We start from the raw sequence: 25,043 nt of genomic DNA on the forward strand, positions 1-25,043 counted from the left end.
CGGGTCTTCGACTTCGCTCAGCCCCTACTCAGCACGAACGGAGTGGTTATACGGGCATAGTCAATGGGCTGGGCAACTGCCCCAGCGCGGACGCTCGGCTGCACCTCGCTCCCCCTCCCCACCGGGGAAGGAGGCAAATTTAATGGTCGTGATCGTGACCATGATCATGCGCGGCGCTGGCGAGTGCTTCCAGCACATCTTCCAGTCGGGCGGGGTCGCCCAAGGCCAGGACATGGCCGTCGCTGTCCGCCGTCAGCGGTTCGCCATTCCAGTCGCACATCAGCCCGCCTGCACCTTCGACCACCGGCACCAACGCGGCGAAATCATAGCTTTGCAGGCCCGATTCGATGACGATGTCGAGGAAGCCCGACGCGAGCAGGCCGTAATTATAGCAATCGCCGCCATAGACCGGCCCCTGACGCGGGGCACCGCCGGAGACGGCCGCGACCAGCGCCATATAATGGGGCACGTCGCCATCGGCGAAGAGGTGCGGGCTGGTGGTGGCGATGCCTGCGCCCTCCAGCGCGCGGCAGGCGCGGGTGCGGATCGGCTGGCCGTTGAAGGTCGTGGGCTGGCCCGACATGCCCGCCCAGCGTTCGCGCGCGATCGGCTGGTCGATGAGGCCGACGGTCGGCCAGCCCCCTTGCGTCAACGCGATCAGCGTGCCGAAGATCGGCCGCCCGGCGATGAAGCTGCGGGTGCCGTCGATCGGGTCGAGAATCCAGACCCGCTCGGCATCCTCGCGCACGGATCCATATTCCTCGCCGATGATGCCGTCGCCGGGCCGTTCCTTTTCCAGAATCGCGCGGATCGCGGCTTCGGCGGCGCGGTCGGCCTCTGTCACGGGCGACTTGTCGGCCTTCAACTCCATATCGTAGCGGGCGCGAAAGAAGGGGCGGATGGCTTCGCCCGCCGCATCGGCAAGGCGGTTGGCGAGGGTCAGGTCGTCACGGGTTGTCATGGCATGATCGCCTAGCCGGTTGCGCCCGGCTGCGCCAGAGGGGCAGCGCCCTTGAGCGCCAGCGGCAGGCCTGCGGCGAGGAACTGGACTTCGCGCACGGCGGCGGCGACCCGCTGGTTGAGCAGCCCGGCCGCATCGCGGAAGCGACGGGCGAGCGCATTGTCGGGCACGATGCCGAGCCCCACTTCATTGGCGACGAGGATGATCGGGCCGGGCGCGGCGACGATGGCGGCGACCAGATCATCGGTCGCGGCGTCGATGTCCCGGTCCGCCAGCAGCAGGTTGGAGGTCCAGAGCGTGAGGCAATCAATGAGCAGCACGCGGCCCGGCGCGGCGTGGATGTGGATTGCCTGCGCCAATGCCATCGGCGCTTCGACCGTCTGCCACAGGGCATCGCGATCCTGTTGGTGGCGGGTGATGCGGTCCTGCATCTCGTCATCAAAGGCCTGCGCCGTGGCGATGAAGCAGCGGTCGGGGCCGGTCGTTTCGGCGCGCGCCTGCGCATAGCAGCTCTTGCCCGATCGCGCGCCGCCCAGTACCAGCAGGCTGTGATTTGCAGTCATGTTCCTCTTCCCTTCATGCCAGCCATGCCCATAGCCCCGCAATCAGCCAAAGCAGCAGGCAGGCGCGGATCGTGAGACGCAGCGCCCGGTCTATGTCTCCCGCATCGGCCTGCGCCCTGCCATCGCCGATCCAGGGCTTCGGGCAGGCGACGCCATCATAAGCGATCGGCCCGGCGAGGCGTAGGCGCAAGGCACCCGCCATCGCCGCTTCGGTCCAGCCCGCATTGGGAGAGGCATGCGCGCGCGCGTCGCGCCGCAGGATGCGCCATCCGCCGCCGCCCGCGATACAGATCAGCGCGCCGCCGATCCGCGCGGGCAGCAGGTTGAGCAGATCGTCACTGCGCGCCGCCGCCCAGCCAAAGGCGCGCCAGCGCGGCTCGCGATGGCCGATCAGGCTGTCGGCGGTGTTGATCGCCTTATAGGCCCAGACGCCGGGCAGGCCGAGCAGCAGCAGCCAGAAGAGCGGGGCGGCGATGCCGTCGCAGAAGCTTTCGGCCAGGCTTTCGATCGCAGCGCGGGCGACGCCGCTGGCATCGAGCGCATCGGTATCGCGGCCGACGATGCGGGCGACCTGCTGGCGGGCAAGGGGCAGGTCGTTTGCGGCCAACGCCTGCGCCACGGTGCGGACATGGTCGAACAGGCTGCGCTGGGCGAGCGCGGGAAAGGCGAGCAGGGCAAGGAGCGGCCAGCCATAGGGGCCGCACAGATGCAGTATAACGGTCTGGATGATCCAGCCGCCGCCCGCCGCGACGATCAGCAGCAGCAGGACTGTGGCGATGCCGAGTGTGCGGCGGGTGGCGTCGCTTCCGTGCGGGCGGTTCCAGCGCGACTCGCAAGTGTCAATGAGGCGCGCGAACAGGCCGACCGGGTGGCCGATCCGCGCATAAAGCCAGGCGGGCCAGCCAATCGCGGCGTCGAGCATCAGCGCGACGAGCGCGACCGGCTCAGCCATGGCGCAGCGCCGCTTCGAGCCGGTCGCAGGCAGCGGCATCGGCGGGCAGGCCGATGCGCAGCCAATGGGGCTGTTCGAGGAACGGGCGGGTCAGGATGGCGCGGCGCGCGAGACGGTCGAACAATGCGGGGGCGTCGTCGGCTTCGATCAGGCGGAACAGCGGGCAGTTGCCGACCGGGCTGTAGCCGCAGCGGGTCAGCAGCGCGTCTAGGGCGGATGCCTGTTGCCCAAGCCGCTGGCGGGTGGCGGCGATCCAGAGCTGGTCGCGATAAGCGGCCGTGCCGATGGCGATGGCCGGGGCGGAGAGTGGCCAGGCCCCCAGCTTGCGGCGGACGGCGGCGAGGATGGCGGGCGGGGCGATCAGGAAGCCGAGCCGCACGCCCGCTGCCCCAAAAAATTTGCCGAAGGAGCGGAATACCAGCAGGCGGCAGTCGTCGCTCACCTGATCGGCAAAGCTGAACGTCGGGTCGGTGTCGGCAAAGGCTTCGTCAATGACCAGCCAGCCTTCGCCGCGCCGCGCGAGCAGGTCGTGGAGGGTGGGGTGGTCGAAGCGATGGCCGTCGGGATTGTTGGGGTTGGCGAGGATCAGTGTCTGGTCGTCGGCCTCGGCAAGGTGGGCGCGGCCAAGTGGGATGCTGCCGTCGATCATCTCGCCATGGGTGCGATAGGCGGGGGTGATGTAGCAGGCGGGACCGGGCAACAGGTCGCCGATCAGGCGCAGGCCGATCTCGGTGCCGGGCAGGGCGCAGACCGTGGCGGGATCGACGCCGACATGCGCGGCGGCGGCGGCTTCGAGCGCGCGCAGGGCCGCGTCATCGGGCAGGCGCGCCCAGTCGATCGCCAGCGGCGGGATGGGCCAGGGCTGCGGGTTGATGCCGGTCGACAGGTCGATCCAGGGCGCATCGACCTCCCCGAAATAGGCGCGCGCCGCACCCAGCCCGCCGCCATGCCAGTGCCAGCGGTCGATCATAGCAGTACCGCCAGCAGCAGGCCGCTTTCGACAAGTTCGATGCCCGCGCCATGGCCATCGCCCGAAATACCGCCGATCCGGTGCCGCAGCCACAGGCCCCAGCCGAGCATCAGCACCGGCGCGGCGAGCAGGCCAGGCACCCACCAGCAGGCGAGCAGCCAGACGGCGGCCCAAAGCGCGAGATCGACCGGGCGGATCGCGCCGCGAAAGGCGGTGCCGAGCCCCTCGTGCAGCGGCGGGAGAAGGCGGGTCCACCAGAGCGGCGCGATCCGCGCGGTAAAGGGGATCAGGATCAGCGCGGCGAGAGGCGCGCGATCGATGAGGGCATGGAGCAGGACCAGCTTGGCGATCAACTGGAGCACGATCGCGACGACACCGAAACTGCCGACATGGGGGTCGGACAAGACGGCGCGCAGGCGATCCCTGTCCTTATGCGCGGCCCCTGAAGCATCGGCGATGTCGCCCAGGCCGTCGAGATGCAGCGCGCCGGTCAGCCCGACCCAGGCGATGAGGCCGAGCAATGCGCCAACCCAGGGGTCGATCCGCGCCCCCGCCCCGCAAGCGACGGCGATCAGCGCGCCGAGGATCAGGCCGACGGCGGGGAACCAGCGCATCGACCGGGCGAAATCCTGCGCCGTGGCGGTGACGCGCGGCATCGGCAGGCGGGTGAGGAACTGGAGCGCGATGACCAGCCCCTTCATGGATGCAGGCCGATGATCTGCGCGGCAGGCTGCGGGCCGGGCCACAGGCGCAACGACAGCAAAGACGCATAGGGCAAGTCGAACGCCCAGCTTTGCGCGGGCGTCAGGCCGCAATGATAGGCGATGGCCGCGCGCATCGCCCCGCCATGGGTGAGGATAAGGGTGGAGTCGGCGGTCAGTGCAGCGGTGGCGGCGGCGACGCGATCGACCAGCATCGACCAGCGCTCGCCGCCCGGTGGCGGGCTGGCGTCGGGATCGGCATGGAAGCGGGCAAAGGCCTGCGCGGGGACGTCGGCGGGGGCGAGGCCATCCCAGGCGCCGAAATCCAGTTCGCGCCAGCGCGGGTCGAGCAGCACGGGCAGGCCATGGTCACGGCCGATCGCGTCGGCGGCGGCGCTGGCGCGGGTCAGGTCGGAACTGATGATGGCGTTCATGCCAAGGCCGTTGGCACGGGCGCGGCAGGCGTCGATCCCCGCAAGCGTCGGTGCGCCATCGGTGCGGCCCATCAGCAAACCGGGCGTGTCGGGCGCGCCATGGCGCAGCAGATGGAGCAGCCGGGGCGTCATGCCGCGCCCGACACGCCGGCCTGCGCGAAGGTCGCCATCTGCGCATGGACGGTGAGCGCGGACCGGACGATATTGGCCGCCACCGCCGCGCCGCTGCCTTCTCCAAGGCGCATGCCAAGGCGCAGCAGCGGATCGAGCCCAAGCTGGCGGAGCAGCCGGTCATGGCCGGGTTCGGCCGAACAATGGCCCGCGATGCAATGATCGGTGATGGCGGGATGGGCGGCGGCGAGCGGGGCGATGGCCGCGCCGCTGATGAACCCATCGAGCATCACCGGGATGCGCAATTGCCGCGCCCGCAGCGCCGCGCCCGCCATCGCCGCGATCTCCCGCCCGCCCACACGCCGCAGCGTTTCGAACGGGGTCAGCGGCGCGTCGGCATGGAAGGCCAGCGCCCGGTCGATCACCGCGATCTTGCGGGCGATGCCGTCGGCATCGACGCCGGTGCCCGGCCCGACCCATTCCGCCGCGCTGCCGCCCAGGCTGCGCGCGGCGAGGGCGGCGGCGGCGGTCGAATTGCCGATGCCCATTTCGCCCAGCAGCACCAGGTCGAGGCCCGGCTCCACCGCCGCCGCGCCGATCGCCAGCGCCGCGAGGCACTCCGCTTCGCTCATGGCCGCGCCTTGCGTGAAATCGTCCGTCGGGCGGTCAAGGTCGATCGGCACGACGCGCAGGTCGAGGCCCGCAGCACCGGCCAGCGCGTTGATCGCCGCGCCGCCCGCATTGAAATTGGCGACCATCTGCGCAGTGACGGCGGCGGGAAAGGCGCTGACGCCATGGACGGTGACGCCATGATTGCCCGCGAAGATCAGCACCCGGCCCTGGTCGAGCGCGGGAATCGCGCGCCCCTGCCAGCCGGCAAAGAACAGCGCGAGTTGTTCCAGCCGGGCGAGTGATCCGGCGGGCTTGGTCAATTGCGCCTGCCGCGCGGCGGCGGCGGCGATGGCGTCGGTGTCGGGACCGGGCAGCGCACGCAGCGCCGCGTCGAAGTCGGCGGCGCTGGACCAGAAGGGGGCAGGCGGCATCTTATTCTCCATGGTCAGGGTCGGCGGTCCAGCGGTCGAGCGGGGCGACCAGCGGCGGCGTGGCGGCAAGGTCGATGCGGCTGGTGATGCCATAGACGGCGCGCAACCGGTCCTGCGTCAGCACCGCGTCCGGCGGGCCGTCGGCGACCAGCCTGCCGCGATCGAGCAGCAGCAGCCGGTCGCAATAGCGCGCCGCCATGGACAGGTCGTGCAGCACGGCGATGACCAGCCCGCCCGCCTGCGCCTCCCGCGCGAGCAATTGCATGACGTCGATCTGATGACCGGGGTCGAGCGCGGCGAGCGGTTCGTCCACCGCAAGGCCGGGCGCGCCGACCGCCAGCGCGCGGGCGAGCATGACACGGGCGCGCTCGCCGCCCGACAATTCGGTGGCGATGCGGTCGGCGAGGTGGGCGACGTCGGTGCGGGCCATGGCCGCGACGATGGCGTCATGGTCCGCCGCGCCGATGCGCGACATCGGGCCAAGATGGGGCAGGCGGCCAAGCGCGACCAGCCGCTCGACGCTGAGCGGCCAGTGCAGCGTCTGACCCTGCGGCAGATAGGCGATGGCGCGGGCGCGGTCGCGCGGCGGCAGGGTGGCGATGGCGCGGCCGTCGATCGTCACGCTGCCGTGGGTCGTATCGATCAGACCGAGCATGGCCCGCACCAGCGTCGATTTGCCCGCGCCATTGGGACCGATGATGCCGATCAGCGCGCCGGGCGCCAGCGTCGCATCGATATCGTGCAGCACGGCGCGGCGGCCAAGCCGGGCGCATAGCCCTTCGACACGGATCGTCACCATGTCCGCCGCTCCCGCAACAGATGGAGCAGGAAGATGGGGACGCCGAGGAAGGCAGTGACCACGCCGAGCTTCAACTCGCTGCTGGTCGGGATCAGGCGGACGAGGATGTCGGCTGCGACCAGCAGGATCGCGCCGCCCAGCAGCGAGGGGAGCAGGATGGCGGACGGGCTGCGATCGGTGAGCGGGCGGACGAGATGGGGCACGATGAGGCCGATGAAGCCGATCGAGCCGGACACCGACACCGCCCCGCCCACGCCGATCGCGACGCCGAGCAACAGGCGGGTGCGGGTGCGGCGCAGATCGACGCCGAGCGACCGCGCGCCGTCCTCGCCCAGCGTCAGCGCGTCGAGCGCGCGCCGGTCGATCAGCAGAAGCGCGCCGCCCAAGATCACGCAGGGCAGGACGATCCAGACATGATCGATCGACCTATTTTCGATCGACCCCATCAGCCAGGTCATGATCTCCATCGCCGCGAAGGGATTGGGCGAGAGGTTGAGCGCCAGGCTGATCCCCGCCCCGGCCAGCGTCGACACGGCGATGCCCGCCAGGATCAGCGTCAAGGCGCTTTCGGCGCGTCCGGCCAGGGTGAAGAGCAGCAGCAGCGCGACCAGCCCGGTGGCGATCGAGAGCAGGGGCAGCATCGCGGGATGCCAGCCCGCCACGCCGAAATAAATGGCCGCGACCGCGCCCAGGGCGGCGGCATTGGACGCGCCCAGCACCGAGGGTTCGGCCAGCGGATTGCGCAAATAACCCTGCAACACCGCGCCCGCCAGCCCCAGCATCGCGCCGACCAGCAGGCCGATGAGCGTGCGCGGCAGGCGCAGGTCGAGCAATATGGTGGTCGCGACCGGATCGCCATGACCCATGACGACGGCCAGCAGCCGGTCGAGCGAAAGCGTGACCGGGCCAAGCCGCAGCGAGGCGACCGCGACGATCACTACCCCGGCGATCAGCAGCGGCATCAGCGCATAATGGCGCGGCGCGGGCGGTTCATGGGTCAGGCGCATGGGGTCCGATCGGGCTTGCTTGTGTCACGGCACCGGGGCGTTATGGAAGCGCGATGATGAAATTGCGCTCGCTTGCCCTTGCCACTGGCCTGTTGTGCCTTGCCCTGCCCGGCGCGGCGGCCGAGCGGGGCGGCGCTGCGCCCCAGCGGGCGCAGCGTATCGTGTCGCTCAACCTCTGTTCCGATCAACTGGTGCTGGCGCTGGCCGACCGGGGGCAGATTGCCGGGCTGACCAGCAATGTGCGTGACCCCGACATGTCGGCGGCCGTAGAGGCGGCGCGCGGCCTGCCGATGTTGCGCGGCACGTCGGAGGAAGTGCTGGCGGCGCGGCCCGATCTGGTGATCGGCCTGCCCGCGCGCGGGCATCCGGCGCTCGCCCCGTTCAAGACCCTGCCCTTCCGCACGCTCGACCTGCAATCGGCGGAAAATTACGCCAGCATCCTGGCCTCGATCCGGCAGGTGGCGCAGGCGGTCGGGCATCCCGCGCGCGGCGAGGCGCTGATCGCGCGGATGGAGGCGGATCTGGCGCGACTGCCCCGTCCCGCGCGCGCGCCGGTCGCGGCCTATTATCAGCGGCGCGGCTATCTGACCGGATCGGGCACGCTGATCGACGATCTGCTGGTGCGCACGGGCGTCAGCAATCTCGCGACCCGCTTGGGCAAGCCCGCTCTGTCGCAGATGAGTTTGGAGGAAATGGTGGCGTCGCGGCCCGATTATCTGATCATCGAAAGCGCGACGCAGACGGTGACCGACCAGGGCACCGAAATGCTGCACCATCCCGCGCTGCGCAGCATCCCGCGCATCGCCATTCCGCAGGCGTGGACGGTGTGCGGCGGCCCCGCTTATGTGCAGGCCGCGCAGGCGATCGCCCGCGCGGTCAAGCCGCGCTGACCCTTCCCCGCCAACGACCCGGCCTTGGCCATGCGCAGCCTGCCTAACGGGGTCTGATGGCGGGGACGGGATCATATCAGAAGCTCAGGCGCACGCCGCCATAGGCCGACAGGCCGAGCGTCTGGGTGCCGTAGCTGACCTGATACCATTTATCGAACAGGTTGATGACGCGGCCATACAGTTCGACCCGGTCGGTGATGCCGTAGGAGGCGAGCAGGTCGACCACCGTATAGGCCTTGGTCGCGCCGCCAAAGCCCGACGAGTCGCCATCATGATAGCGGACCCGCGCGGTCATCGATGCGCGTTCGGCCGGGGTCAGGATGACCGATGTCGTGCCGGTGTAGCGCGGGCGGCCGCTGTTGACGTAAACACCGTCCATGTCGCGATCGATTTCATGGTCGGTATAGCCATAGGTCTGGCTGATACCGAGCCAGGGCAGCGGCTGGGCGGTGACGCCGATCTCTATCCCCTCCGCGCGGGTGCGGCCGAACTGGCCATAGCCGCCAAAGGGCGGACGGCTGCCGTCGAAGTTGATCTCGTTGGTCTTGCGGGTGAAGAAATAGCTGACCTGCGCGGTCAGCCCTTCGGCCAGCGCCAGGTCGAAGCCGACATCGCCGCCCCGGCTGGTTTCGACCTCAAGGTCTGGATTGCCATAAGTGGGGTCGAACAATTGGTAGAGGCCCGGTGCCTTGGCCCCGGTGCCATAGCTGGCGCGCAGCTTGAGCGCGCCGAGCGCATAGGCCAGCGTGCCGCGATAGGTGTCGAACGTGCCGAAGCGGCTGTTGTCATCGACCCGCGCCGCGCCAGTCAGGGTGAGGCCCGCGACCGGCCGCAGCGCGATTTCGGCATAGGCCGACCGCGTGTTGACGCGGGCGGGGAAATTGCCGGAGAAGCTGGTGATCTGCGTCGTCTTCTCCCGCTCATAATTGCCGCCCGCGGCCAGGCTGACGGGGCCGGTGCCGCCATAAGCGAGCGCCAGCGTCAACTCGTCCTTGGTGCCACGGAACAGGTCGCCCTCGGCCCGGTTCCAGGTGCCGAAATAGCGGCGGCGCGCGGCATAGCGGCTGGCGGTCAGGTCGGCGGTGAACTGGCCGTCCAGGCTTTTGTAGCTGGCCTGGCCCGCGGCGGCATAGTCGCGCGTCTTGGCGGTATCGTCGCTGTCGGACGTCGTATTGTCGAGATCGCTGAAGGCATCGAACCAATAGCCGATCGCCTGCAGCGACAAGGTTTCGGTCGCCTGATAGCCGACCCGGCCGCTAAAGCCGTAACGGCGATATTCGTCCTTTTCGGTGGCCGACCCTGCGGGGCTGGCGGTGCGGGGATCGGCGAGCGAGGGGCCGTCATGGCGATAGCCGGTCGCGCTCAGGCGGAAATCGAGCGCGCCGCTCTTGCCCAGCACCGATGCGCCGCCGCTGCGCATGCCATAGGAACCGGCTTCGGCCTCGGCATTGACTTGCAGCCCCTCTTCGGTCGCGCGCTGGGTGATGATGTTGATGACGCCGCCGACCGCGTCGGAGCCATAAAGCGAGCTTTGGTTGCCGCGCAGGATTTCGACCCGGTCGATGTCGCGGCTGGTCAGATGATCGGCCTGGAACTGGGTGCTGATCGCGCTGGGATCACCCAGCTCGATACCGTCGATCAGCCAGAGAATCTCATTATTGTTCGATCCCCGGATGCGGACGCTGGTCAGCTGGCCGGGCCGGTCGGCCGTCGTCTGCACGCCGGGCGCGTCCTGCAATATGTCCTTCAAGAAGAGGATCTGGTTACGCTGAATATCGGCGCGGGTGATGATCGACACCGCGCTGCCGATCTCGCGCGCTTCGCTGGTCACGCGCGAGGCGGTGACGATGATGGGGGTGCTGTTGCCGCTCAGGTCCGAAATCTGTTCGGGTGCCTGGGCGAAAACGGGGCTGGCAGCGCTGAGCGCCAGCAGGGATATGCCGTACTTAATCATATATAGTCTCCTCCCGCGCCGAGCGATATCGGGCGGTGGAGCATGTCGATGATAGGGCCTTGGCCTTGCGCATCGACGGCCGACGCAGGGCGACGAACCGGCGCATATATAGCCCAGCGTCCCACGACGGTTGCGGCCCCGGCCGCCTTCCTGTCGTCGCTCAGACGGAGAGTTACCGTGCCGCGGCCATCCCCTGGACCAAGGCAAGAGCGACCAGAACGCCGGCAGGTCTCCTGGCTCACGGGTCATGGCGTCATGTACGACCTTCCCAGACGTTTGACGGTCCAGTGGCTGCTTCCTTCGAAGAGGAAGCTTTGTACATCACGCTCACCGCTTACAGTTGCAGGGACAGCTGCGGCTTTGGATGGTGTGACCCATCCGCACCGCCTTCCCTTTTAAGCCTCGATCAAGAGGCACCGGCGCGATCTTGCCCGTTGCGCTCAACCGAGCGCTACGGACGGCAGCCCGATAGCGGGCGGCACGGCATCACGCAAGGCGGCAATTGCCGCCCCGGCTTCATGCTGTCAGTCGAACAGGCTGGAGACCGAGCTTTCATCGGCAATGCGCTTGATCGCCTCACCCAGCAGCGGGGCGATGGGCAGGTGGCGGACCTTCTTGGCGGTGTTGACCGCCTCGGTCCCCTGGATCGTGTCGGTAATCACCAGTTCCAGCAGGTCGGACGCATCGACCCGCGCGACCGCGCCGCCCGACAGCACGCCATGGCTGACATAGGCGACGACATCTTCGGCCCCCGCCGCCTTGAGCGCGGAGGCCGCGTTGCACAGCGTCCCCGCCGAATCGACGATATCGTCGATCAGGACGCAGAAACGCCCGGCGACATCGCCAATGATGTTCATCACTTCCGATTCGCCCGCGCGCTCACGGCGCTTGTCGACGATGGCGAGCGGCGCGTTGTCGAGCCGCTTGGCCAGCGCCCGCGCACGCACCACGCCGCCGACGTCGGGCGACACGACCATCAGGTTGCGGTCACCAAAGCGCGCCTGGATATCCGCCGACATGACCGGCGCACCGAACAGATTGTCGGTCGGAATGTCGAAGAAGCCCTGGATCTGGCCTGCGTGCAGATCGACCGAAAGGACGCGGTCGGCGCCGGCCTTGGTGATCAGGTTGGCGACCAGCTTGGCGCTGATCGGGGTGCGGGGGCCGGGCTTCCGGTCTTGCCGCGCATAGCCGAAATAGGGGACGACGGCAGTGATTCGCTTGGCCGACGCGCGTTTCAGCGCATCGATCATGATCAGCAATTCCATCAGATTGTCGTTGGTGGGATAGCTGGTCGATTGCAGCACGAACACATCTTCGCCCCGGACATTTTCGTGGATTTCCACGAACACTTCCTCATCGGCGAAGCGGCGGACGCTGGCGTCGGTCAGGGGAATTTCGATATAGTCGGCGATGGCGGCCGCGAGCGGCTTGTTCGAATTGCCGGTCATGAGCTTCATGGCCAAAACCCCCTGAAATGAAAAGGCGTGACGAATTGATGACGCTGGGTGAAACGCCGCCCCTGTAGCGGCGCGGGGTCGCGGTGGAAAGGCGCTTTTGCGCCAGCCGGAAAAATGCATTAGGGGCCGCGTCCATGACCGACAAACTCGTGATCGCCCTTGCCCAGATGACCCAGTCGGTGGGCGACCTCGCCGCCAATGCCGACGCGATGCTGGAATGGCGGGCGCGGGCGATGGATGCGGACCTGATCGTTTATCCCGAATTGCAGCTGATCGGCTATCCGCCCGAAGATCTGGTGCTGAAGCCCGCGCTGGTCGAACGCGCCAATCAGGAACTGGACAGGCTGGCGCAGGCGACCGGCGATGGCGGCCCGGCGATGCTGGTCGGCACCGTGGTCGCGGCGCAGGGTGTATTGTTCAACGTCGTCGCGCTGCTGGAAGGCGGCGCGGTCACCGCCATCCGCCAGAAGCGCGAGCTGCCCAATTACGGCACGTTCGATGAAAAGCGCCTGTTCGCGCCCGGCCCCCTGCCTGCACCCATCGACTTCAAGGGCGTCAAGATCGGCGTGCCGATCTGCGAGGATATCTGGTTCCCCTTCGTCACCGCGCATCTGAAGGCGCAGGGCGCGGACCTATTGATCAGCCCCAATGGCAGCCCGTATGAGGTCGACAAGGATGACCGCCGCACCAATGGCGTCGCGGGGACGCGGGTGCGCGAGACCAACCTGCCGCTTGCCTATCTCAACCGCGTCGGCGGGCAGGATGAGCTGGTGTTCGACGGCGCATCGTTCGTGATGAACGCCGACCTGTCGATCGCGCATCAGATGCCCGATTGGGACGAGGCGCTGGTGCTGACGATATGGGAGAAGCAGGCAGGGCAGTGGGTCTGCCTGCCCGGCGCGCGCCATGAACTGGATGACCGGCCCGCCGACATCTATAATGCGATGCTGCTAGGCCTGCGCGATTATGTGAACCGCAACCGCTTTCCGGGCGTCGTGCTGGGCCTGTCGGGTGGGATAGATTCCGCCTTGTCGGCGGCGGTCGCGGTCGATGCACTGGGCGCGGACCGGGTATGGTGCGTGATGATGCCGTCGCGCTTCACCAGCCAGGAGAGCCTGGACGATGCGGTCGAATGTGCGCGGTTGCTGGGCGTGCGATACGATACCATCCCGATCGAACCGGCGGTCGGTGCGTTCGACACGATGCTGGGTGATGTGTTTGCCGAGCGGCAACGCGACCTGACCGAAGAGAATATCCAGTCGCGTATTCGCGGCGTGACGCTGATGGCGCTGTCCAACAAGTTCGGCCACATGCTGCTGACCACCGGCAACAAGAGCGAGATGTCGGTGGGTTATGCCACCATCTATGGCGACATGGCGGGCGGCTATTCGGTGTTGAAGGATGCCTATAAGACCACCGTCTTCGACCTCTGCCGCTGGCGCAACGAGAATGTCCCGACGCTGGGCGAGGGGTTTGGGCCGACCGGGCCGGTCATGCCGGAACGGGTGATCACCAAGCCGCCCAGCGCCGAATTGCGCCCCGATCAGCGCGATGACGACAGCCTGCCCCCCTATGAGGTGCTGGACCCCATCCTCTACGGCCTGGTCGAGGAAGAATTGTCGGTCGAGCAACTGGTAGCGCGCGGGTTCGAGCGCGAGACCGTCGCCCGGATCGAGCGCTTGCTTTATGTCGCCGAATATAAACGCCGCCAGTCCCCGCCCGGCGTCAAGCTCGGCACCCGCAACTTCGGCCGCGACCGGCGCTATCCCATCACCAATGCGTTTCGCACCCTGTAACAACCTCCGTTCGGTTCGAGCTTGTCGAGAACTGTTCTCGACAAGCTCGAACCGAACGGGGCATGAGTGACCATCATGACCGTCATCACCCGTTTCGCCCCTTCGCCCACTGGCCATCTCCATGTCGGCAATATCCGCGCCGCGCTGCATAACTGGCTGTTCGCGCAAAAGTCCGGCGGGCAATTCCTGCTGCGGCTGGACGATACCGACCTCGAACGCTCGCGCCCCGAATATGCCGATGCGATCCGCGCCGACCTGCAATGGCTCGGCCTGAGCTGGGACGCGGAGGCCAAACAGTCCGAACGCTTCGCGCTGTATGAAAGCCGGTTCGAAGCGCTGCGCGCGGCGGGCCAGGTCTATCCTGCCTATGAGACGCAGCAGGAACTGGAATTGCGGCGCAAGGTGCTGTTGGGGCGCGGATTGCCGCCGGTCTATGATCGCGGCGCGCTGAGCCTGACGCCGGACCAGATCGCGGCCTATGAAGCCGAAGGCCGCCGCCCGCATTGGCGCTTCAAGCTGGACCATGACCAGCCGATCGTCTGGACCGACCTCATTCGCGGCGAACAGCGCTTCGACCCCAAATTGCTGTCCGATCCGGTGATCCGCCGCGCCGATGGCAGTTGGCTCTACATGCTCCCGTCGGTGATCGATGACATCGACATGGGCATCACCCACGTTCTGCGCGGCGAGGATCATGTGTCCAACACCGCGACCCAGATCCAGATGCTCGCGGCAATGGGCGCGCCGCTGCCCGCCTTCGCGCATGAAGCGCTGCTGACCGGGGCGGAGGGCAAGTTGTCGAAGCGGTTGGGGTCGCTCGGCGTCGCCCATTTCCGCGAACTGGGGCTGGAACCCATGGCGATCGCGTCGCTGCTCGCGCGGCTCGGCAGCAGCCAGTCGGTCGAGCCGTTCGCGGACATGGAGCCGCTGATCGACAGTTTCGATTTCGCCCATTTCGGCCGCGCCCCCGCGCGCTTCGATGAGGCGGAACTGGCGGGGCTGAACCAGAAGATCGTCCATCTCCTGCCCTATGACGCAGTCGCCGCGCGGCTGCCGGGCGGCATGGACGCCCCGGCATGGGAAGCGATCCGCCCCAATCTGGAGACGGTGGCAGGTGCAGCTGACTGGTGGCGGATCGTCACCGGCCCCGTCGATGCCCCCGCGCCGGACGCCGAAGACCATGACTTCCTGGCCGCCGCACACCGCCTGCTGGCCGACCTACCCTTCGACACGGCTATCTGGCGCACGCTGACAGAGACGCTCAAGGGCGAGACGGGCCGCAAGGGCAAGACCCTCTTCCTCCCCCTGCGCCGCGCGCTGACAGGCCTCGATCACGGCCCGGACATGAGCCTGCTGCTGCCATTGATCGGCCAGGACGAAGCGCTGCGCCGCCTTCAGTCCTGAGGGGCGTTGGGATTCGGATATAAAATCCTCCCCTACAACGGGAGTTATGTTACCATGTACTAACCTTGTAACACATGGAGATGGCGGCATGGGCGAGTCCACCTTTACCTTCCGGGTCGATGATGCCCTCAAAAGCGCCTTTGCCGACGCTGCGAAGGCGCATGATCGAACCGGAGCACAACTCATCCGCGATTTCATGCGCGACTATGTGTCGGGCGAACGCCAGGCGGCTGACCATGACGCATGGTTCCGGCAGCAGGTGCAGGTCGGGCTGGATTCGGCCAATGCCGGACGTCTGGTCTCTGACGATGACGTCGAACAGGAAGCGGAGGCATGGCGGGACGAGACGCGGGCTAGGATGGCTGGCGGGGCGTGAAGCTCGCATGGACGCTGGAGGCGCGCCAAGACCGGCGGCACATACGCACCTACATCGCCAAGGAAAATCCAGCGGCCGCGCTGACGCTGGATGCATTGTTCACGCAGAAGGCGCGCAATCTGGTCAATCACCCCGCAATCGCACGCCCAGGTCGTGTGACAGGGACATACGAGCTAGTGGTGCATCGCAACTATATCCTGGTTTACGATGTCGCCGACGATCTGGTGCGCATCCTGCGCTTGCTCCATGCGCGCCGCCAGTGGCCGCCGATCGCTGCCATCGCGGATCAAGCGGAAACCCCGAATGAATGAGCGGATTTCACCTGATTTTCGTCGCACCGCCGATATCTTAAGAAAATGCCGTCACAATGACGGGTCGGGAAGAACGGAAACGGGCGGACATGGCTGACATAGAATTACCACGACCGTTCGCGTTCGACGAATTTTACGCGATGCTCAAAAAGTATGTGAACGATCCCAAGGCACGGGAAGCACTCGCGAACTACGACGCCGAAGCTATCGAAGGCAGAGGACAACTCAATGACTCATCGACGTCATCGGAATCGGCTTATAACGCTGACGGCATATTCCAACAGATTGGTTGGTCAATCTTGGTTAGTCATGGTTGGCCTATCTACTATGATATGATTCAGTCAACAGGCCAAAATCACGAATTTCAGATGGAGTTACTTTCAATAGCCGCAAACTTCAGAAGTATAGCAAAGCTGCTAATTCGCGGGTGCAAGGAAGATGATCTTCCGCGATGGTTGAGAGAGGGAGATACGTTTCCGGACAAGGACTTCGACATCTACGATCCCGCAAGCGTGCTTCGCCTTCTGCGAATGTGGTCCGAAAAGCATCCAAGACATCAACCCTATACTCTGACGGCATCTGAAAGCGCACAATCACCAGACTGACATAAACCACATGATAGGCGTCAGGAAGCGATGAAAATTCCCGTTAATTGCGCCAATCTCCAGATTGCGCGGCCCTTCATCCTACTCACTTGTCCGAGAAACACTGCCGGATGGTAAAAATGCTCCGGAAACCCGAAAGCATGGTTTTCCGTCACCATAGCACCTCCACTATCGGCCTATGCCTGTTCGAAACCCGATATTCCGCAAACGACCCATTTAATGCGAAACCTATCTGATCCGATGCGCGCGCCCAATCCTATTCCCCTTCCAAAATAGGATTTCCTCTGATCTATCCTTGTCGATGGACCTGCCCGCCCTTCGCCTTCCCCCACCGATTGCTCTCACAGTGACCGGCCTGTCGCGTCACCGTCGCATAGGCGGCGCGTCGCTGTGACTTTAGCGGCGCGTCGGGGGTGCTTGGGTGGTACGCCCCGGTGGCGATTACAGCGAAAACGCTCGGAAAAACACTGCCTGCAACGGTGTGAACTTGCGCGCTGTGACCCTGCCGCTCGTTTGGCGGCGCGGCGATGGGCCACGCACCGACCCGAAGCCGCCCCGCCCCGCCGCCACCGCCCGCTGGCGATTGACAGGAACAGGTGGCGGTCCTAGCGCGGCGGCATCATGGCCAGCATCATCGCGACTGAAGACAGCCGTTTCGGCCTGCGCCGCCAGGTCCGCCTGACCGGACCGCTCAACCTGTCGAGCGGGGCGACGCTGGGACCGGTCGATATCGCTTATGAAACCTATGGGCAGTTGGATGCCGACGGGTCCAACGCCATCCTGATCTGCCATGCGCTGACCGGCGACCAATATGTTGCGTCGGAGCATCCGGGCACGGGCAAGCCCGGCTGGTGGTGGCGGATGGTGGGCGAGGGCAAGCCGGTCGACCCGGCGCGCCATTTCATCGTCTGCGCCAATGTCATCGGCAGCTGCATGGGGTCGAGCGGCCCGGCCAGTATCGATCCTGTGACGGGCGACCCCTATGCGATGCGCTTTCCGGTGCTGACCATCGCCGACATGGTGCGGGCGCAGGCGTTGCTGCTCGACCATCTGGGCGTTGCGCGGCTGTCGGCGGTGATCGGCGGGTCGATGGGGGGCATGCAGGCGCTGACCTGGCCGACCCTCTTCCCCGACCGGGTCGAAAGCTGCGTCGTCATTGCCTCGACCGCACGGCACAGCGCACAGAATATCGCCTTTCATGAAGTCGGGCGCCAGGCGATCATGGCCGATCCGCAATGGCGTGGCGGCGACTATTATGCCGATGGGGGGGTGCCGAGCGCGGGCCTCGCCGTCGCGCGGATGGCGGCGCATATCACCTATTTGTCCGAAGCCGGGCTGACCGAGAAATTCGGGCGGCGCTTGCAGGGGCGGGACGCCAAGACCTTCGGCTTCGACGCGGATTTCCAGGTGGAAAGCTATTTGCGGCATCAGGGATTGAGTTTCGTCGATCGGTTCGACGCCAACTCCTATCTCTACATCACCCGCGCGATGGACTATTATGACATTGCCGAGGATCATGGCGGGTCGCTGGCCCATGCCTTCACCGCGAGCAAGGCGCGCTTCTGCCTCGTCAGCTTCGACACCGACTGGCTTTATCCCACCACCGAATCGCGGATCATCGTCCATGCGCTCAACGCCAGCGGCGCGCAGGCGAGCTTCGTCGAACTGTCCAGCCCGTTCGGCCATGACGCCTTCCTGCTGGAATGTCCCGAACTCAACCGGGTGGTCGACGGCTTCCTGAAGGGCGGGCGGGCATGAGCGCGGCGTTACGTCCCGACCTGGCGCTGATCGCGCGGACGGTGCGGCAGGGCGCGCGGGTACTGGACGTCGGCTGTGGCGAGGGCGCGCTGATGGCGGCGCTGCGCGACAATGCCGGGGTCGATGCGCGCGGGCTGGAGATTGACGGATCGAACGTCGCGGCGGCGGTGGCGCGCGGCCTGTCGGTGGTGCAGGGGGATGCGGACACGGACCTGCGTTACTATCCCGACGCCAGTTTCGACTATGCGATATTGAGCCAGACGCTCCAGACGACCCGGCGGCCCGACCTGGTGGTGGAGGAATTGCTGCGCATCGGCGGGCAGGCCTTCGTGTCCTTCCCCAATTTCGCCCATTGGCGCGGGCGGCTGTCGCTGCTGTGGGGCGGGCGGATGCCGGTAACGCGGCTGTTGCCCGACACCTGGTACGACACGCTCAACATCCACCATGTCACCGTCGATGATTTCCGCGCCCTGGTGAAGGAGCGCGGCTGGACCATCGACGGACAATGGTTTTTGAAGGGCGACAAGGAAACCACCCACGCGAACGCCAATCTGTTCGCCGAACATGCGGTGTTTTTGCTGCGCAAATAGCTGCGCGGCTTATTCGACCCACATGTCCCGATTGCTGATGTAGAGCGTCGTCTTGCCGCAGAAGTCGAGCATCCGCGTCAGGCTGGCCCCGCTGCTGAAGGTGACGCGCAGGTTGCGGCTGCACGCGGCATTGGTGAAGGTGAAGGTGTGAAAGGCCGAGGGCGCGATCGCCTTTTGCGTCAGCCAGTTGGCACCCACGCTGCCATTGGTGGCGATCGTGTTCATGGAGCCGACCGGCACGGTGGCGGAGTTGAACACTTTGAGCTTGAGCGTCAGCGGGCCGGTGGCAGTGCTGCCCTTCTGCACGGCGGCGGCCTTGGCGCGGGCGGCCGCGCGCGGGTCGAGCGGCGCGGCGGCGGTTGCGGCCGGGCGGGGCGCGGCGGCCTTGGGTTGCAGCGCGCGCAGTTCGATCGCCAGCGTGCGCATTTCCTTGCGCGTGTCCCGGCTCAGCGTGTCGAGCAGCTGCGACACCTCGGCAACGCTGGCACCACCCGCATCTTTCTCGATCGAGCGGCGCACGGCCAGCTCATCGGCGGCGCAGGCGCGCATCGCCTGGTCGGCGATGGTGTCGGCGGTCGCGGTGCCACGCACCAATGTCTCGACCCGCGTGGTCAGGCATGTGGTCCATGCGTCGGCAGGCGTCGTACTGGCCGCAGCGGCCATCAAATACAGGATCATGCAGTCCCCCCCCCCAATGTATCGTAGAGCCGGAAACTGCGCCGGGTTCGCCATGCGTATCGACGCTGGGGTCGATCATTATGGGGGCGTTGTCAACGACGAAGCCCGCCTCTTGTACAGGGGCGGGACAGGGACGGGGGATCAGTCGGTTTCGGCGGCGAGATAGACGCGGTTGCGGCCATGTTCCTTGGCCAGATAGAGCGCGCGGTCGGCGGCCTTGAGCGCGGCGCGGGCGTCTTCATAGGCCAGCACATTGGCGACCCCGGCGGAAAAGCTGACCCGATCCATCCGCTCGCCGGTGGCGCGGTTGACGAGGCTGCGGTTGGCCAGATCCTCGCGCACGCCGTCCACCACTTCGCCTGCTTCGCCCGGCCCCTTGCCGCGGAACAGCATGACGAATTCCTCGCCGCCATGACGGGCGACATGGCAGCGGTCGTTGGACGCTTTGGCCAAGAGGCCAGCCACGAATTTCAACACCCGGTCGCCCGTGTCATGGCCGTGGGTGTCGTTGACATGCTTGAAATGGTCGATGTCGCAAAAGGCGACCGAGAGCTGTTCGCCCTGCGCCTGCGCCAGCGCGACTTCCTCGCGCAGCACCGTTTCGAAGGCCCGGCGGTTGGGCAGGCCGGTCAGATGGTCATGCTCGGCGGCGCGACGGGCGGTTTCGAGGCTGGATTTGAGCGCCTTGGTCTGCTTCTGATTTTCGCGCAGCTGGGTTTCGACGAGGCGGGTCTTTTCGACCATCGAGCGGGTGAGGCCGACGAGGCGCGCCAGCACCGGCTCGCTATCGCCGCCTTCGACCAGATCCTTGGCCTGTTCCTGCAGCGCCGCGCCATAATCCTTCGCCGAATTGCGCGATTCATGCATCAGGCCGGTGAACTGGGTGAGATTTTCCTCGACCTTGTCGAGCATGGTCGCGAGCGAATCGGGGGTCACTTCATCGGCGCGCTGTTCGGCCGCGATCGTCTCGATCCAGCCATTGGTGATCTTGCCGCGCTCCATCATGACCGCGCGGATCGCCTTTTCCACGCCGATATTCGCGCCGGTCAGATAATCCAGCGCGACGCTGAAATTGATGGGCGTGAGGTCGAGGTCATGGGCGAAGAGAAAATCACCAATATCTTCATAGAGCTGACGGCGGCGGTTGATCTCGCGGCTGGACGATGATCCGGCGCGGGGCCGGGCTTCGACTTCCGCGCTTTCCTCCTCCGCCTTGCCCGACAGACCCTTGGCCCAGCGCGTCAGCCGATCGGTAAGCCCATGTTGCGAGCCTGCGGAAGAAGAGGATGCCCCGGTCATGACCCTCATAACGGCAGAGGTGGAACAGGGTTAAGAGCATAGCGGGAAAGAATCGATCCGTCTCCCCTTCCCGGTCGCGCGCGCGGTCAGATGTCGGCGGCGACCAGCCAGTCGCGGAAGATGCGGACCGCACGCGTCTGGAGCGCGCGGGGGCGGCAGACGAAGAAATAGCGATAGGGGCTGTCGACATGCGTGTCGGGGAAGAGCCGCACCAGCCGGGTATCACCCGACTGGTTGAAATGGCTGGCATGCATGACGGCCACGCCCAGCCCCTGCGCCGCGGCCTCCAGCATCAACTGGCCCGAATCATAATTGTCGATCGCCAGCGGTTGCAGGTCGGGCAGGCCGACCGCTTCCTTCCAGGCGTCGAAGGATTGGGCCATGTCGCGGTGGATGAGGACGGTATGGTTCGCCAGCTCCTGCGGCGCGGTCAGCGCATGGGGCGCTTCGAGCAGTTCGCGCCGCCCGATCAGATAGACTTCGTCATGGTCCAGCTCATGCGCATAGAGCGCCGGATCGATATCCTTGGCCAGCAGCACGATCGCCGCGTCCAGCCCTTCGCCCAGCCGCGCCACCGCATGGGGCGTCGTTTCGATGTCGATATGCAGCTGGGGGTGGAGCGCGCGCAGGGCACCCAGATGCGGGAAGAGACGCTGGGTCGCGAACAGCGGCAGCACCGCCAGCCGCAGCCGCAATTGATTGCCGCCGCTCTGGATATTTTCCAGCGCTTGCGCCAGCGAATCGAGGGCGGGCGCGATGTCGTCGAGCAGCCTTTGCCCCTCGGCATTGATTTCCAGCGCCTGATGCTTGCGGTCGAACAGGGGGCGGCCGATGAAGCGTTCCAGCGCCTGAACCCGGCGGCTGAGCGCAGGAGTCGAGAGCGCAAGCTCTTCCGCCGCCGCCTTGACCGAGCCGAGGCGTGCGACCTGCACAAAGGCCTCCAGGGCCGTAAGGGGCGGTAATCTCCGCATGATCTTTCACTATTCCATCGCCGGTGCGCTGCGCCGCGTCATCGCCTGTTATCGAGTGGGCAGCTTCCGGTCTCAAGCATCCTCGCCCTACAGAGCAGGAAAATCAGGCGAATGGCAAGATGCATTTTTTGCAACCGGAACTTTTGCGTTCGCACTTGCAATATCGCGTTTAGCGCTACATATAGAGCAGGCCTTTCAGGCATCCTCTCCTAAAACTTTACGGGCTGACCCTTGTGGTCGGCCCTTTTTTTATGCCCAGCGCGCGGCACATGGCCCCCTTTTCGCGGCGGCCGACGTTTCCTATCTCGTTACGGAACAAGAAGGACGGGGTGCCCGATGGCCGATGAGGAAATGACTGGACGCCGCATCCAGGTCGCCAATGCGCGGCCCGAAGATGCAGGACGCGGGCTTGCGCGGCTGCCCTTGACGGTGATGGCCGAATTGCAGCTGAGCGAAGGCGATGTGATCGAGATCGTCGGCAAGCGATCGACGCCTGCGCGCGTGGTGCGTCCGTACAAGGAAGATGAAGGGTTGGACGTGCTGCGCCTCGATGGCTTGCAGCGCGCCAATGCCGGGGCCGGGTCGGGCGATTTCGTCCATATCGAGAAGGTCGAGCCGCGCCCGGCGCAGCGGGTCGTGTTCGCGCCTGCACAAAATAATTTACGGCTTCAGGGCCATCCCGAAGCGCTCAAGCGGGTCTTCTTCCAGCGGCCGTTGACCGCGGGTGATGTCGTCGCGACCGCGGGCCAACAGCAGGTGCCGACCGGTGACATGCCGCCGCAATTGCGCCAGATGCTGGCCGCGCCCGCCTATGCCTTGCAGGAAATCCGGCTGGTCGTGGTCTCGACCGTGCCCAAAGGTGTGGTGCAGATCGACGCCGAAACCGAAGTCGAGCTGCGCCCCGAATATGAGGAGCCCAAGGAAGCGCGGCGTGCCGATGTCACCTATGACGATGTCGGCGGCATGGCCGATACGATCGACCAGTTGCGCGAAATGGTCGAGCTGCCGCTGCGCTACCCCGAACTGTTCCAGCGGCTGGGCGTCGATCCGCCGCGCGGCGTGCTGCTCCATGGCCCGCCGGGCACTGGCAAGACGCGGCTGGCCCGCGCCGTCGCCAACGAATCGGAAGCCGAATTCTTCCTGATCAACGGGCCGGAGATCATGGGGTCGGCCTATGGCGAATCCGAAAAACAGTTGCGCGAGATATTCGAGGCAGCGGCCAAGGCTGCGCCCTCGATCCTGTTCATCGACGAGATCGATTCGATCGCGCCCAAGCGCGGGCAGGTGACCGGCGAGACCGAAAAGCGGCTGGTCGCGCAATTGCTGACGCTGATGGACGGGCTGGAGCCGCGCACCAATCTGGTGGTGATCGCTGCGACCAACCGCCCGGAGGCGATTGACGAGGCGCTGCGGCGACCGGGGCGCTTCGACCGCGAGATCGTGGTCGGGGTGCCCGACGAGCGCGGTCGGCGCGAGATATTGGGCATCCACACGCGCGGCATGCCGCTGGGCGACAAGGTGGACCTCTCCGAACTGGCGCGCACGACCTATGGCTTTGTCGGCGCGGATCTGGCGGCGCTTTGCCGCGAGGCGGCGATCGAGACGGTGCGCCGCTTCATGCCGCGCCTCAACCTGGAGGACGGAACGATCCCGGCCGACGTGCTGGAAGAATTGTGCGTCACGCGCGAGGATTTCATGTCTGCGATCAAGCGGGTGCAGCCATCCGCCATGCGCGAGGTGATGGTGCAGGCGCCCAATATCGGCTGGTCCGACATTGGCGGGCTGGACGATGCGCAGATGCGGTTGAAGGAAGGGGTCGAACTGCCGCTCAAAAACCCCGACGCCTTCCGCCGGATCGGCATCCGCCCGGCCAAGGGCTTCCTGCTCTATGGCCCGCCCGGCACCGGCAAGACGCTATTGGCGAAGGCCGTCGCACGTGAGGCGCAGGCGAACTTCATCGCTACCAAATCGAGCGACCTCTTGTCCAAATGGTATGGCGAAAGCGAGCAGCAGATCGCCCGGCTGTTCGCCCGCGCGCGGCAAGTGGCCCCGACGGTCATCTTCATCGACGAACTGGACAGCCTGGTCCCCGCGCGTGTCGGCGGGCTTGGCGAACCGGCGGTGACGGAGCGGGTGGTCAACACCATCCTGGCCGAGATGGACGGGCTGGAGGAACTGCAATCGGTCGTCGTGATCGGCGCAACCAACCGGCCGACCCTGGTCGATCCCGCGCTGTTGCGGCCCGGCCGGTTCGACGAGCTTATCTATGTCCCCGTGCCGGACGAGGCGGGGCGCGCGCGCATCCTGTCGATCCATACCGGCAAGATGCCGCTGGCCGAGGATGTCGATCTCGCCTCGCTGGCGGCGCGGACGCAGCGCTTTACCGGCGCGGATCTGGAAGATCTGTCGCGTCGCGCGGGCCTGTTCGCGCTGCGCCAGTCGATGACGGTCGAGAAGGTGACGATGGCCCATTTCGAGGCCGCGCTGCTGGAAACCCGCGCATCGGTGACGCCCGACATGGAGCGGGAATATGAGCAGATCCAGGCGACGTTGAAGCAAAGCGCGATGCAGATCGACCCGATCGGCTTCGTGTCACCGGGCATGGTGCGCGGGCGCGACCGGGCCTGATCGAGCCTCACCGCTAGGGTGACGCGCAGGCGGCGGGGAAACCAATCGCCGCCTGCGCGTTCCTGCCCGATGCGCGCAATGCGGCTTGCAAGGCTTGCCGATTTTTGCGACGCCCGACCGTAATGACAAACAGGCGGATATTGATGGCCTCCATTCCCTTGAAAAAGAACGACAATCGCGCTCGCAAGGGCGCGTTCCTGAGCCAATGGAGGCTGTTTTTCCGGCAATTCGTTAAGCATCCCGGCATGATCGGGTCGATTATTCCCTCGTCCGCGACGCTGGTGAAGCGCATGCTCGACCCCGTCGATTGGCAGCGCACGCGCCTGTTCGTGGAATATGGGCCAGGTGTCGGCACCTTCACCCAGGCGATTCTCGACCGGATGCACCCCGATGCCACGCTGCTGGCGATCGACCTCAATGTCGATTTCGTTGCCTATCTGGAGGCGCAGATCGATGATCCCCGGCTGCGGGTCGTGCATGGATCGGCCGCCGACGTGCGCCGCTTCATTCGGGAAGCGGGCCATGTTCAGGCCGACTATATCCTGTCCGGCATCCCTTTCTCCACCCTGCCCGACGGTGTGGGCGAGGGCATTGCGGCGGAGACGCTTGGCGCGCTGCGGCCCGGCGGGGCCTTCCTCGTCTATCAATATTCGCGCTTGGTGCGCCGCCTGATCGATCCCCTGTTCGGGCAGGTGCAGGATGCGCTGGAATGGCGCAATATTCCGCCCTGCCGCCTGTTTCGCGCGGTCAAGGATGAGGGGCTGGCCAAGGCGGCCTGACGC

Annotated in this window: 24 protein-coding genes and 1 riboswitch; of the genes, 10 read left to right on the plus strand and 14 right to left on the minus strand. The window is 66.3% G+C overall.

The features are described from left to right. Positions 1-139: 139 nt before the first annotated feature. The 9 genes from hisN to SxD43FB_RS05455 are packed head-to-tail and all read right to left on the minus strand — an operon-like array spanning position 140 to position 7,541. Positions 140-961 carry a histidinol-phosphatase gene (gene hisN / locus SxD43FB_RS05415; protein WP_037472295.1) on the minus strand — a complete coding sequence of 274 codons (822 nt, stop codon included), beginning with the start codon at positions 959-961 and terminating at the stop codon, positions 140-142. 11 nt (positions 962-972) lie between these two features. Further along, positions 973-1,524, minus strand: coding sequence for a bifunctional adenosylcobinamide kinase/adenosylcobinamide-phosphate guanylyltransferase (gene cobU / locus SxD43FB_RS05420; protein WP_096061303.1), 552 nt, complete (start codon positions 1,522-1,524; stop codon positions 973-975). A gap of 13 nt (positions 1,525-1,537) precedes the next feature. Then, complete coding sequence (gene cbiB / locus SxD43FB_RS05425; RefSeq protein WP_096061378.1) at positions 1,538-2,476, minus strand: adenosylcobinamide-phosphate synthase CbiB; 939 nt, start codon at positions 2,474-2,476, stop codon at positions 1,538-1,540. Then, positions 2,469-3,446, minus strand: coding sequence for a threonine-phosphate decarboxylase (locus SxD43FB_RS05430; RefSeq protein ID WP_096061304.1), 978 nt, complete (start codon positions 3,444-3,446; stop codon positions 2,469-2,471). The genes cbiB and SxD43FB_RS05430 overlap by 8 nt, the downstream gene beginning before the upstream one ends. Next, complete coding sequence (gene cobS, locus SxD43FB_RS05435; protein ID WP_096061305.1) at positions 3,443-4,147, minus strand: adenosylcobinamide-GDP ribazoletransferase; 705 nt, start codon at positions 4,145-4,147, stop codon at positions 3,443-3,445. Before cobS ends, SxD43FB_RS05430 begins: the two co-directional genes overlap by 4 nt. Further along, positions 4,144-4,713, minus strand: a complete 570-nt coding sequence (locus SxD43FB_RS05440) for a histidine phosphatase family protein (RefSeq protein WP_096061306.1) — start codon at positions 4,711-4,713, stop codon at positions 4,144-4,146. Before SxD43FB_RS05440 ends, cobS begins: the two co-directional genes overlap by 4 nt. Further along, the gene (gene cobT, locus SxD43FB_RS05445; RefSeq protein ID WP_096061307.1) at positions 4,710-5,735 is read right to left on the minus strand and encodes a nicotinate-nucleotide--dimethylbenzimidazole phosphoribosyltransferase; all 1,026 of its coding nucleotides are present in this window, start codon (positions 5,733-5,735) and stop codon (positions 4,710-4,712) included. Before cobT ends, SxD43FB_RS05440 begins: the two co-directional genes overlap by 4 nt. A gap of 1 nt (position 5,736) precedes the next feature. Beyond that, positions 5,737-6,534 carry an ABC transporter ATP-binding protein gene (locus SxD43FB_RS05450; protein ID WP_096061308.1) on the minus strand — a complete coding sequence of 266 codons (798 nt, stop codon included), beginning with the start codon at positions 6,532-6,534 and terminating at the stop codon, positions 5,737-5,739. Continuing rightward, a complete protein-coding gene (locus tag SxD43FB_RS05455) occupies positions 6,528-7,541 on the minus strand; it encodes an iron ABC transporter permease (protein WP_096061309.1) in 1,014 nt (337 codons plus the stop codon). Before SxD43FB_RS05455 ends, SxD43FB_RS05450 begins: the two co-directional genes overlap by 7 nt. A 53-nt stretch (positions 7,542-7,594) precedes the next feature. On the opposite strand from SxD43FB_RS05455, the gene SxD43FB_RS05460 reads away from it, so the two are divergent. Next, on the plus strand, positions 7,595-8,431 hold the full coding sequence (locus tag SxD43FB_RS05460) for an ABC transporter substrate-binding protein (RefSeq protein WP_255245606.1): 837 nt from the start codon (positions 7,595-7,597) through the stop codon (positions 8,429-8,431). Between the two features lie 76 nt (positions 8,432-8,507). Here the strand turns inward: SxD43FB_RS05460 and SxD43FB_RS05465 are convergent, their stop codons facing one another. Both SxD43FB_RS05465 and SxD43FB_RS05470 read right to left on the minus strand, forming a co-directional pair. Next, positions 8,508-10,385 (minus strand): TonB-dependent receptor, encoded by a 1,878-nt coding sequence (locus SxD43FB_RS05465; RefSeq protein ID WP_096061310.1) that lies wholly within the window; start codon positions 10,383-10,385, stop codon positions 8,508-8,510. Between the two features lie 205 nt (positions 10,386-10,590). Continuing rightward, a riboswitch (cobalamin riboswitch) is annotated at positions 10,591-10,821 on the minus strand. A gap of 88 nt (positions 10,822-10,909) precedes the next feature. After that, positions 10,910-11,845, minus strand: coding sequence for a ribose-phosphate pyrophosphokinase (locus SxD43FB_RS05470; RefSeq protein ID WP_096061311.1), 936 nt, complete (start codon positions 11,843-11,845; stop codon positions 10,910-10,912). A gap of 134 nt (positions 11,846-11,979) precedes the next feature. Here SxD43FB_RS05470 and SxD43FB_RS05475 point away from each other — a divergent pair, with 134 nt between their 5' ends. The 7 genes from SxD43FB_RS05475 to metW all read left to right on the plus strand — a co-directional run bounded on the left by SxD43FB_RS05475 (position 11,980) and on the right by metW (position 18,685). After that, a complete protein-coding gene (locus SxD43FB_RS05475) occupies positions 11,980-13,641 on the plus strand; it encodes an NAD+ synthase (protein WP_096061312.1) in 1,662 nt (553 codons plus the stop codon). A gap of 75 nt (positions 13,642-13,716) precedes the next feature. After that, positions 13,717-15,045: a glutamate--tRNA ligase gene (gltX, locus tag SxD43FB_RS05480; protein ID WP_096061313.1), complete on the plus strand. Its 1,329-nt coding sequence runs from the start codon at positions 13,717-13,719 to the stop codon at positions 15,043-15,045. 88 nt (positions 15,046-15,133) lie between these two features. After that, a complete protein-coding gene (locus SxD43FB_RS05485; RefSeq protein ID WP_096061314.1) occupies positions 15,134-15,421 on the plus strand; it encodes a hypothetical protein in 288 nt (95 codons plus the stop codon). Continuing rightward, the gene (locus SxD43FB_RS05490) at positions 15,418-15,732 is read left to right on the plus strand and encodes a type II toxin-antitoxin system RelE/ParE family toxin (RefSeq protein WP_096061315.1); all 315 of its coding nucleotides are present in this window, start codon (positions 15,418-15,420) and stop codon (positions 15,730-15,732) included. Before SxD43FB_RS05485 ends, SxD43FB_RS05490 begins: the two co-directional genes overlap by 4 nt. Positions 15,733-15,821: 89 nt before the next feature. Then, positions 15,822-16,337: a hypothetical protein gene (locus tag SxD43FB_RS05495; RefSeq protein ID WP_141249458.1), complete on the plus strand. Its 516-nt coding sequence runs from the start codon at positions 15,822-15,824 to the stop codon at positions 16,335-16,337. A 621-nt stretch (positions 16,338-16,958) separates the two neighbouring features. Next, complete coding sequence (locus SxD43FB_RS05500) at positions 16,959-18,095, plus strand: homoserine O-acetyltransferase (protein ID WP_096061317.1); 1,137 nt, start codon at positions 16,959-16,961, stop codon at positions 18,093-18,095. Next, positions 18,092-18,685, plus strand: coding sequence for a methionine biosynthesis protein MetW (gene metW / locus SxD43FB_RS05505; protein ID WP_043150159.1), 594 nt, complete (start codon positions 18,092-18,094; stop codon positions 18,683-18,685). The genes SxD43FB_RS05500 and metW overlap by 4 nt, the downstream gene beginning before the upstream one ends. 9 nt (positions 18,686-18,694) lie before the next feature. Here the strand turns inward: metW and SxD43FB_RS05510 are convergent, their stop codons facing one another. From SxD43FB_RS05510 to SxD43FB_RS05520, 3 genes are all read right to left on the minus strand, one after another. Further along, positions 18,695-19,363, minus strand: coding sequence for a hypothetical protein (locus tag SxD43FB_RS05510; protein ID WP_069065700.1), 669 nt, complete (start codon positions 19,361-19,363; stop codon positions 18,695-18,697). A gap of 141 nt (positions 19,364-19,504) precedes the next feature. Beyond that, on the minus strand, positions 19,505-20,662 hold the full coding sequence (locus SxD43FB_RS05515) for a GGDEF domain-containing protein (protein ID WP_096061318.1): 1,158 nt from the start codon (positions 20,660-20,662) through the stop codon (positions 19,505-19,507). An 86-nt stretch (positions 20,663-20,748) separates the two neighbouring features. Continuing rightward, a complete protein-coding gene (locus SxD43FB_RS05520; protein ID WP_069065702.1) occupies positions 20,749-21,633 on the minus strand; it encodes a LysR substrate-binding domain-containing protein in 885 nt (294 codons plus the stop codon). A 336-nt stretch (positions 21,634-21,969) separates the two neighbouring features. Between SxD43FB_RS05520 and SxD43FB_RS05525 the strand changes: the two genes are divergently transcribed. Continuing rightward, positions 21,970-24,261: a CDC48 family AAA ATPase gene (locus tag SxD43FB_RS05525; RefSeq protein ID WP_096061319.1), complete on the plus strand. Its 2,292-nt coding sequence runs from the start codon at positions 21,970-21,972 to the stop codon at positions 24,259-24,261. Positions 24,262-24,404: 143 nt separating this feature from the next. Continuing rightward, positions 24,405-25,040, plus strand: a complete 636-nt coding sequence (locus SxD43FB_RS05530) for a methyltransferase (RefSeq protein WP_096061380.1) — start codon at positions 24,405-24,407, stop codon at positions 25,038-25,040. Positions 25,041-25,043: the final 3 nt, after the last annotated feature.

It is taken from the genome of Sphingobium sp. D43FB (genome assembly GCF_002312805.1).
Taxonomy (GTDB): domain Bacteria; phylum Pseudomonadota; class Alphaproteobacteria; order Sphingomonadales; family Sphingomonadaceae; genus Sphingobium.

Excerpts from the sequence above, each read along its gene's own strand:
- hisN (WP_037472295.1), bottom strand. The coding sequence starts at position 961 with ATGACAACCCGTGACGACCTGACCCTCGCCAACCGCCTTGCCGATGCG.
- cobU (WP_096061303.1), bottom strand. The coding sequence starts at position 1,524 with ATGACTGCAAATCACAGCCTGCTGGTACTGGGCGGCGCGCGATCGGGC.
- cbiB (WP_096061378.1), bottom strand. The coding sequence starts at position 2,476 with ATGGCTGAGCCGGTCGCGCTCGTCGCGCTGATGCTCGACGCCGCGATT.
- SxD43FB_RS05430 (WP_096061304.1), bottom strand. The coding sequence starts at position 3,446 with ATGATCGACCGCTGGCACTGGCATGGCGGCGGGCTGGGTGCGGCGCGC.
- cobS (WP_096061305.1), bottom strand. The coding sequence starts at position 4,147 with ATGAAGGGGCTGGTCATCGCGCTCCAGTTCCTCACCCGCCTGCCGATG.
- SxD43FB_RS05440 (WP_096061306.1), bottom strand. The coding sequence starts at position 4,713 with ATGACGCCCCGGCTGCTCCATCTGCTGCGCCATGGCGCGCCCGACACG.
- cobT (WP_096061307.1), bottom strand. The coding sequence starts at position 5,735 with ATGCCGCCTGCCCCCTTCTGGTCCAGCGCCGCCGACTTCGACGCGGCG.
- SxD43FB_RS05450 (WP_096061308.1), bottom strand. The coding sequence starts at position 6,534 with ATGGTGACGATCCGTGTCGAAGGGCTATGCGCCCGGCTTGGCCGCCGC.
- SxD43FB_RS05455 (WP_096061309.1), bottom strand. The coding sequence starts at position 7,541 with ATGCGCCTGACCCATGAACCGCCCGCGCCGCGCCATTATGCGCTGATG.
- SxD43FB_RS05460 (WP_255245606.1), top strand. The coding sequence starts at position 7,595 with ATGATGAAATTGCGCTCGCTTGCCCTTGCCACTGGCCTGTTGTGCCTT.
- SxD43FB_RS05465 (WP_096061310.1), bottom strand. The coding sequence starts at position 10,385 with ATGATTAAGTACGGCATATCCCTGCTGGCGCTCAGCGCTGCCAGCCCC.
- SxD43FB_RS05470 (WP_096061311.1), bottom strand. The coding sequence starts at position 11,845 with ATGAAGCTCATGACCGGCAATTCGAACAAGCCGCTCGCGGCCGCCATC.
- SxD43FB_RS05475 (WP_096061312.1), top strand. The coding sequence starts at position 11,980 with ATGACCGACAAACTCGTGATCGCCCTTGCCCAGATGACCCAGTCGGTG.
- gltX (WP_096061313.1), top strand. The coding sequence starts at position 13,717 with ATGACCGTCATCACCCGTTTCGCCCCTTCGCCCACTGGCCATCTCCAT.
- SxD43FB_RS05485 (WP_096061314.1), top strand. The coding sequence starts at position 15,134 with ATGGGCGAGTCCACCTTTACCTTCCGGGTCGATGATGCCCTCAAAAGC.
- SxD43FB_RS05495 (WP_141249458.1), top strand. The coding sequence starts at position 15,822 with ATGGCTGACATAGAATTACCACGACCGTTCGCGTTCGACGAATTTTAC.
- SxD43FB_RS05500 (WP_096061317.1), top strand. The coding sequence starts at position 16,959 with ATGGCCAGCATCATCGCGACTGAAGACAGCCGTTTCGGCCTGCGCCGC.
- metW (WP_043150159.1), top strand. The coding sequence starts at position 18,092 with ATGAGCGCGGCGTTACGTCCCGACCTGGCGCTGATCGCGCGGACGGTG.
- SxD43FB_RS05510 (WP_069065700.1), bottom strand. The coding sequence starts at position 19,363 with ATGATCCTGTATTTGATGGCCGCTGCGGCCAGTACGACGCCTGCCGAC.
- SxD43FB_RS05515 (WP_096061318.1), bottom strand. The coding sequence starts at position 20,662 with ATGACCGGGGCATCCTCTTCTTCCGCAGGCTCGCAACATGGGCTTACC.
- SxD43FB_RS05520 (WP_069065702.1), bottom strand. The coding sequence starts at position 21,633 with ATGCGGAGATTACCGCCCCTTACGGCCCTGGAGGCCTTTGTGCAGGTC.
- SxD43FB_RS05525 (WP_096061319.1), top strand. The coding sequence starts at position 21,970 with ATGGCCGATGAGGAAATGACTGGACGCCGCATCCAGGTCGCCAATGCG.
- SxD43FB_RS05530 (WP_096061380.1), top strand. The coding sequence starts at position 24,405 with ATGGCCTCCATTCCCTTGAAAAAGAACGACAATCGCGCTCGCAAGGGC.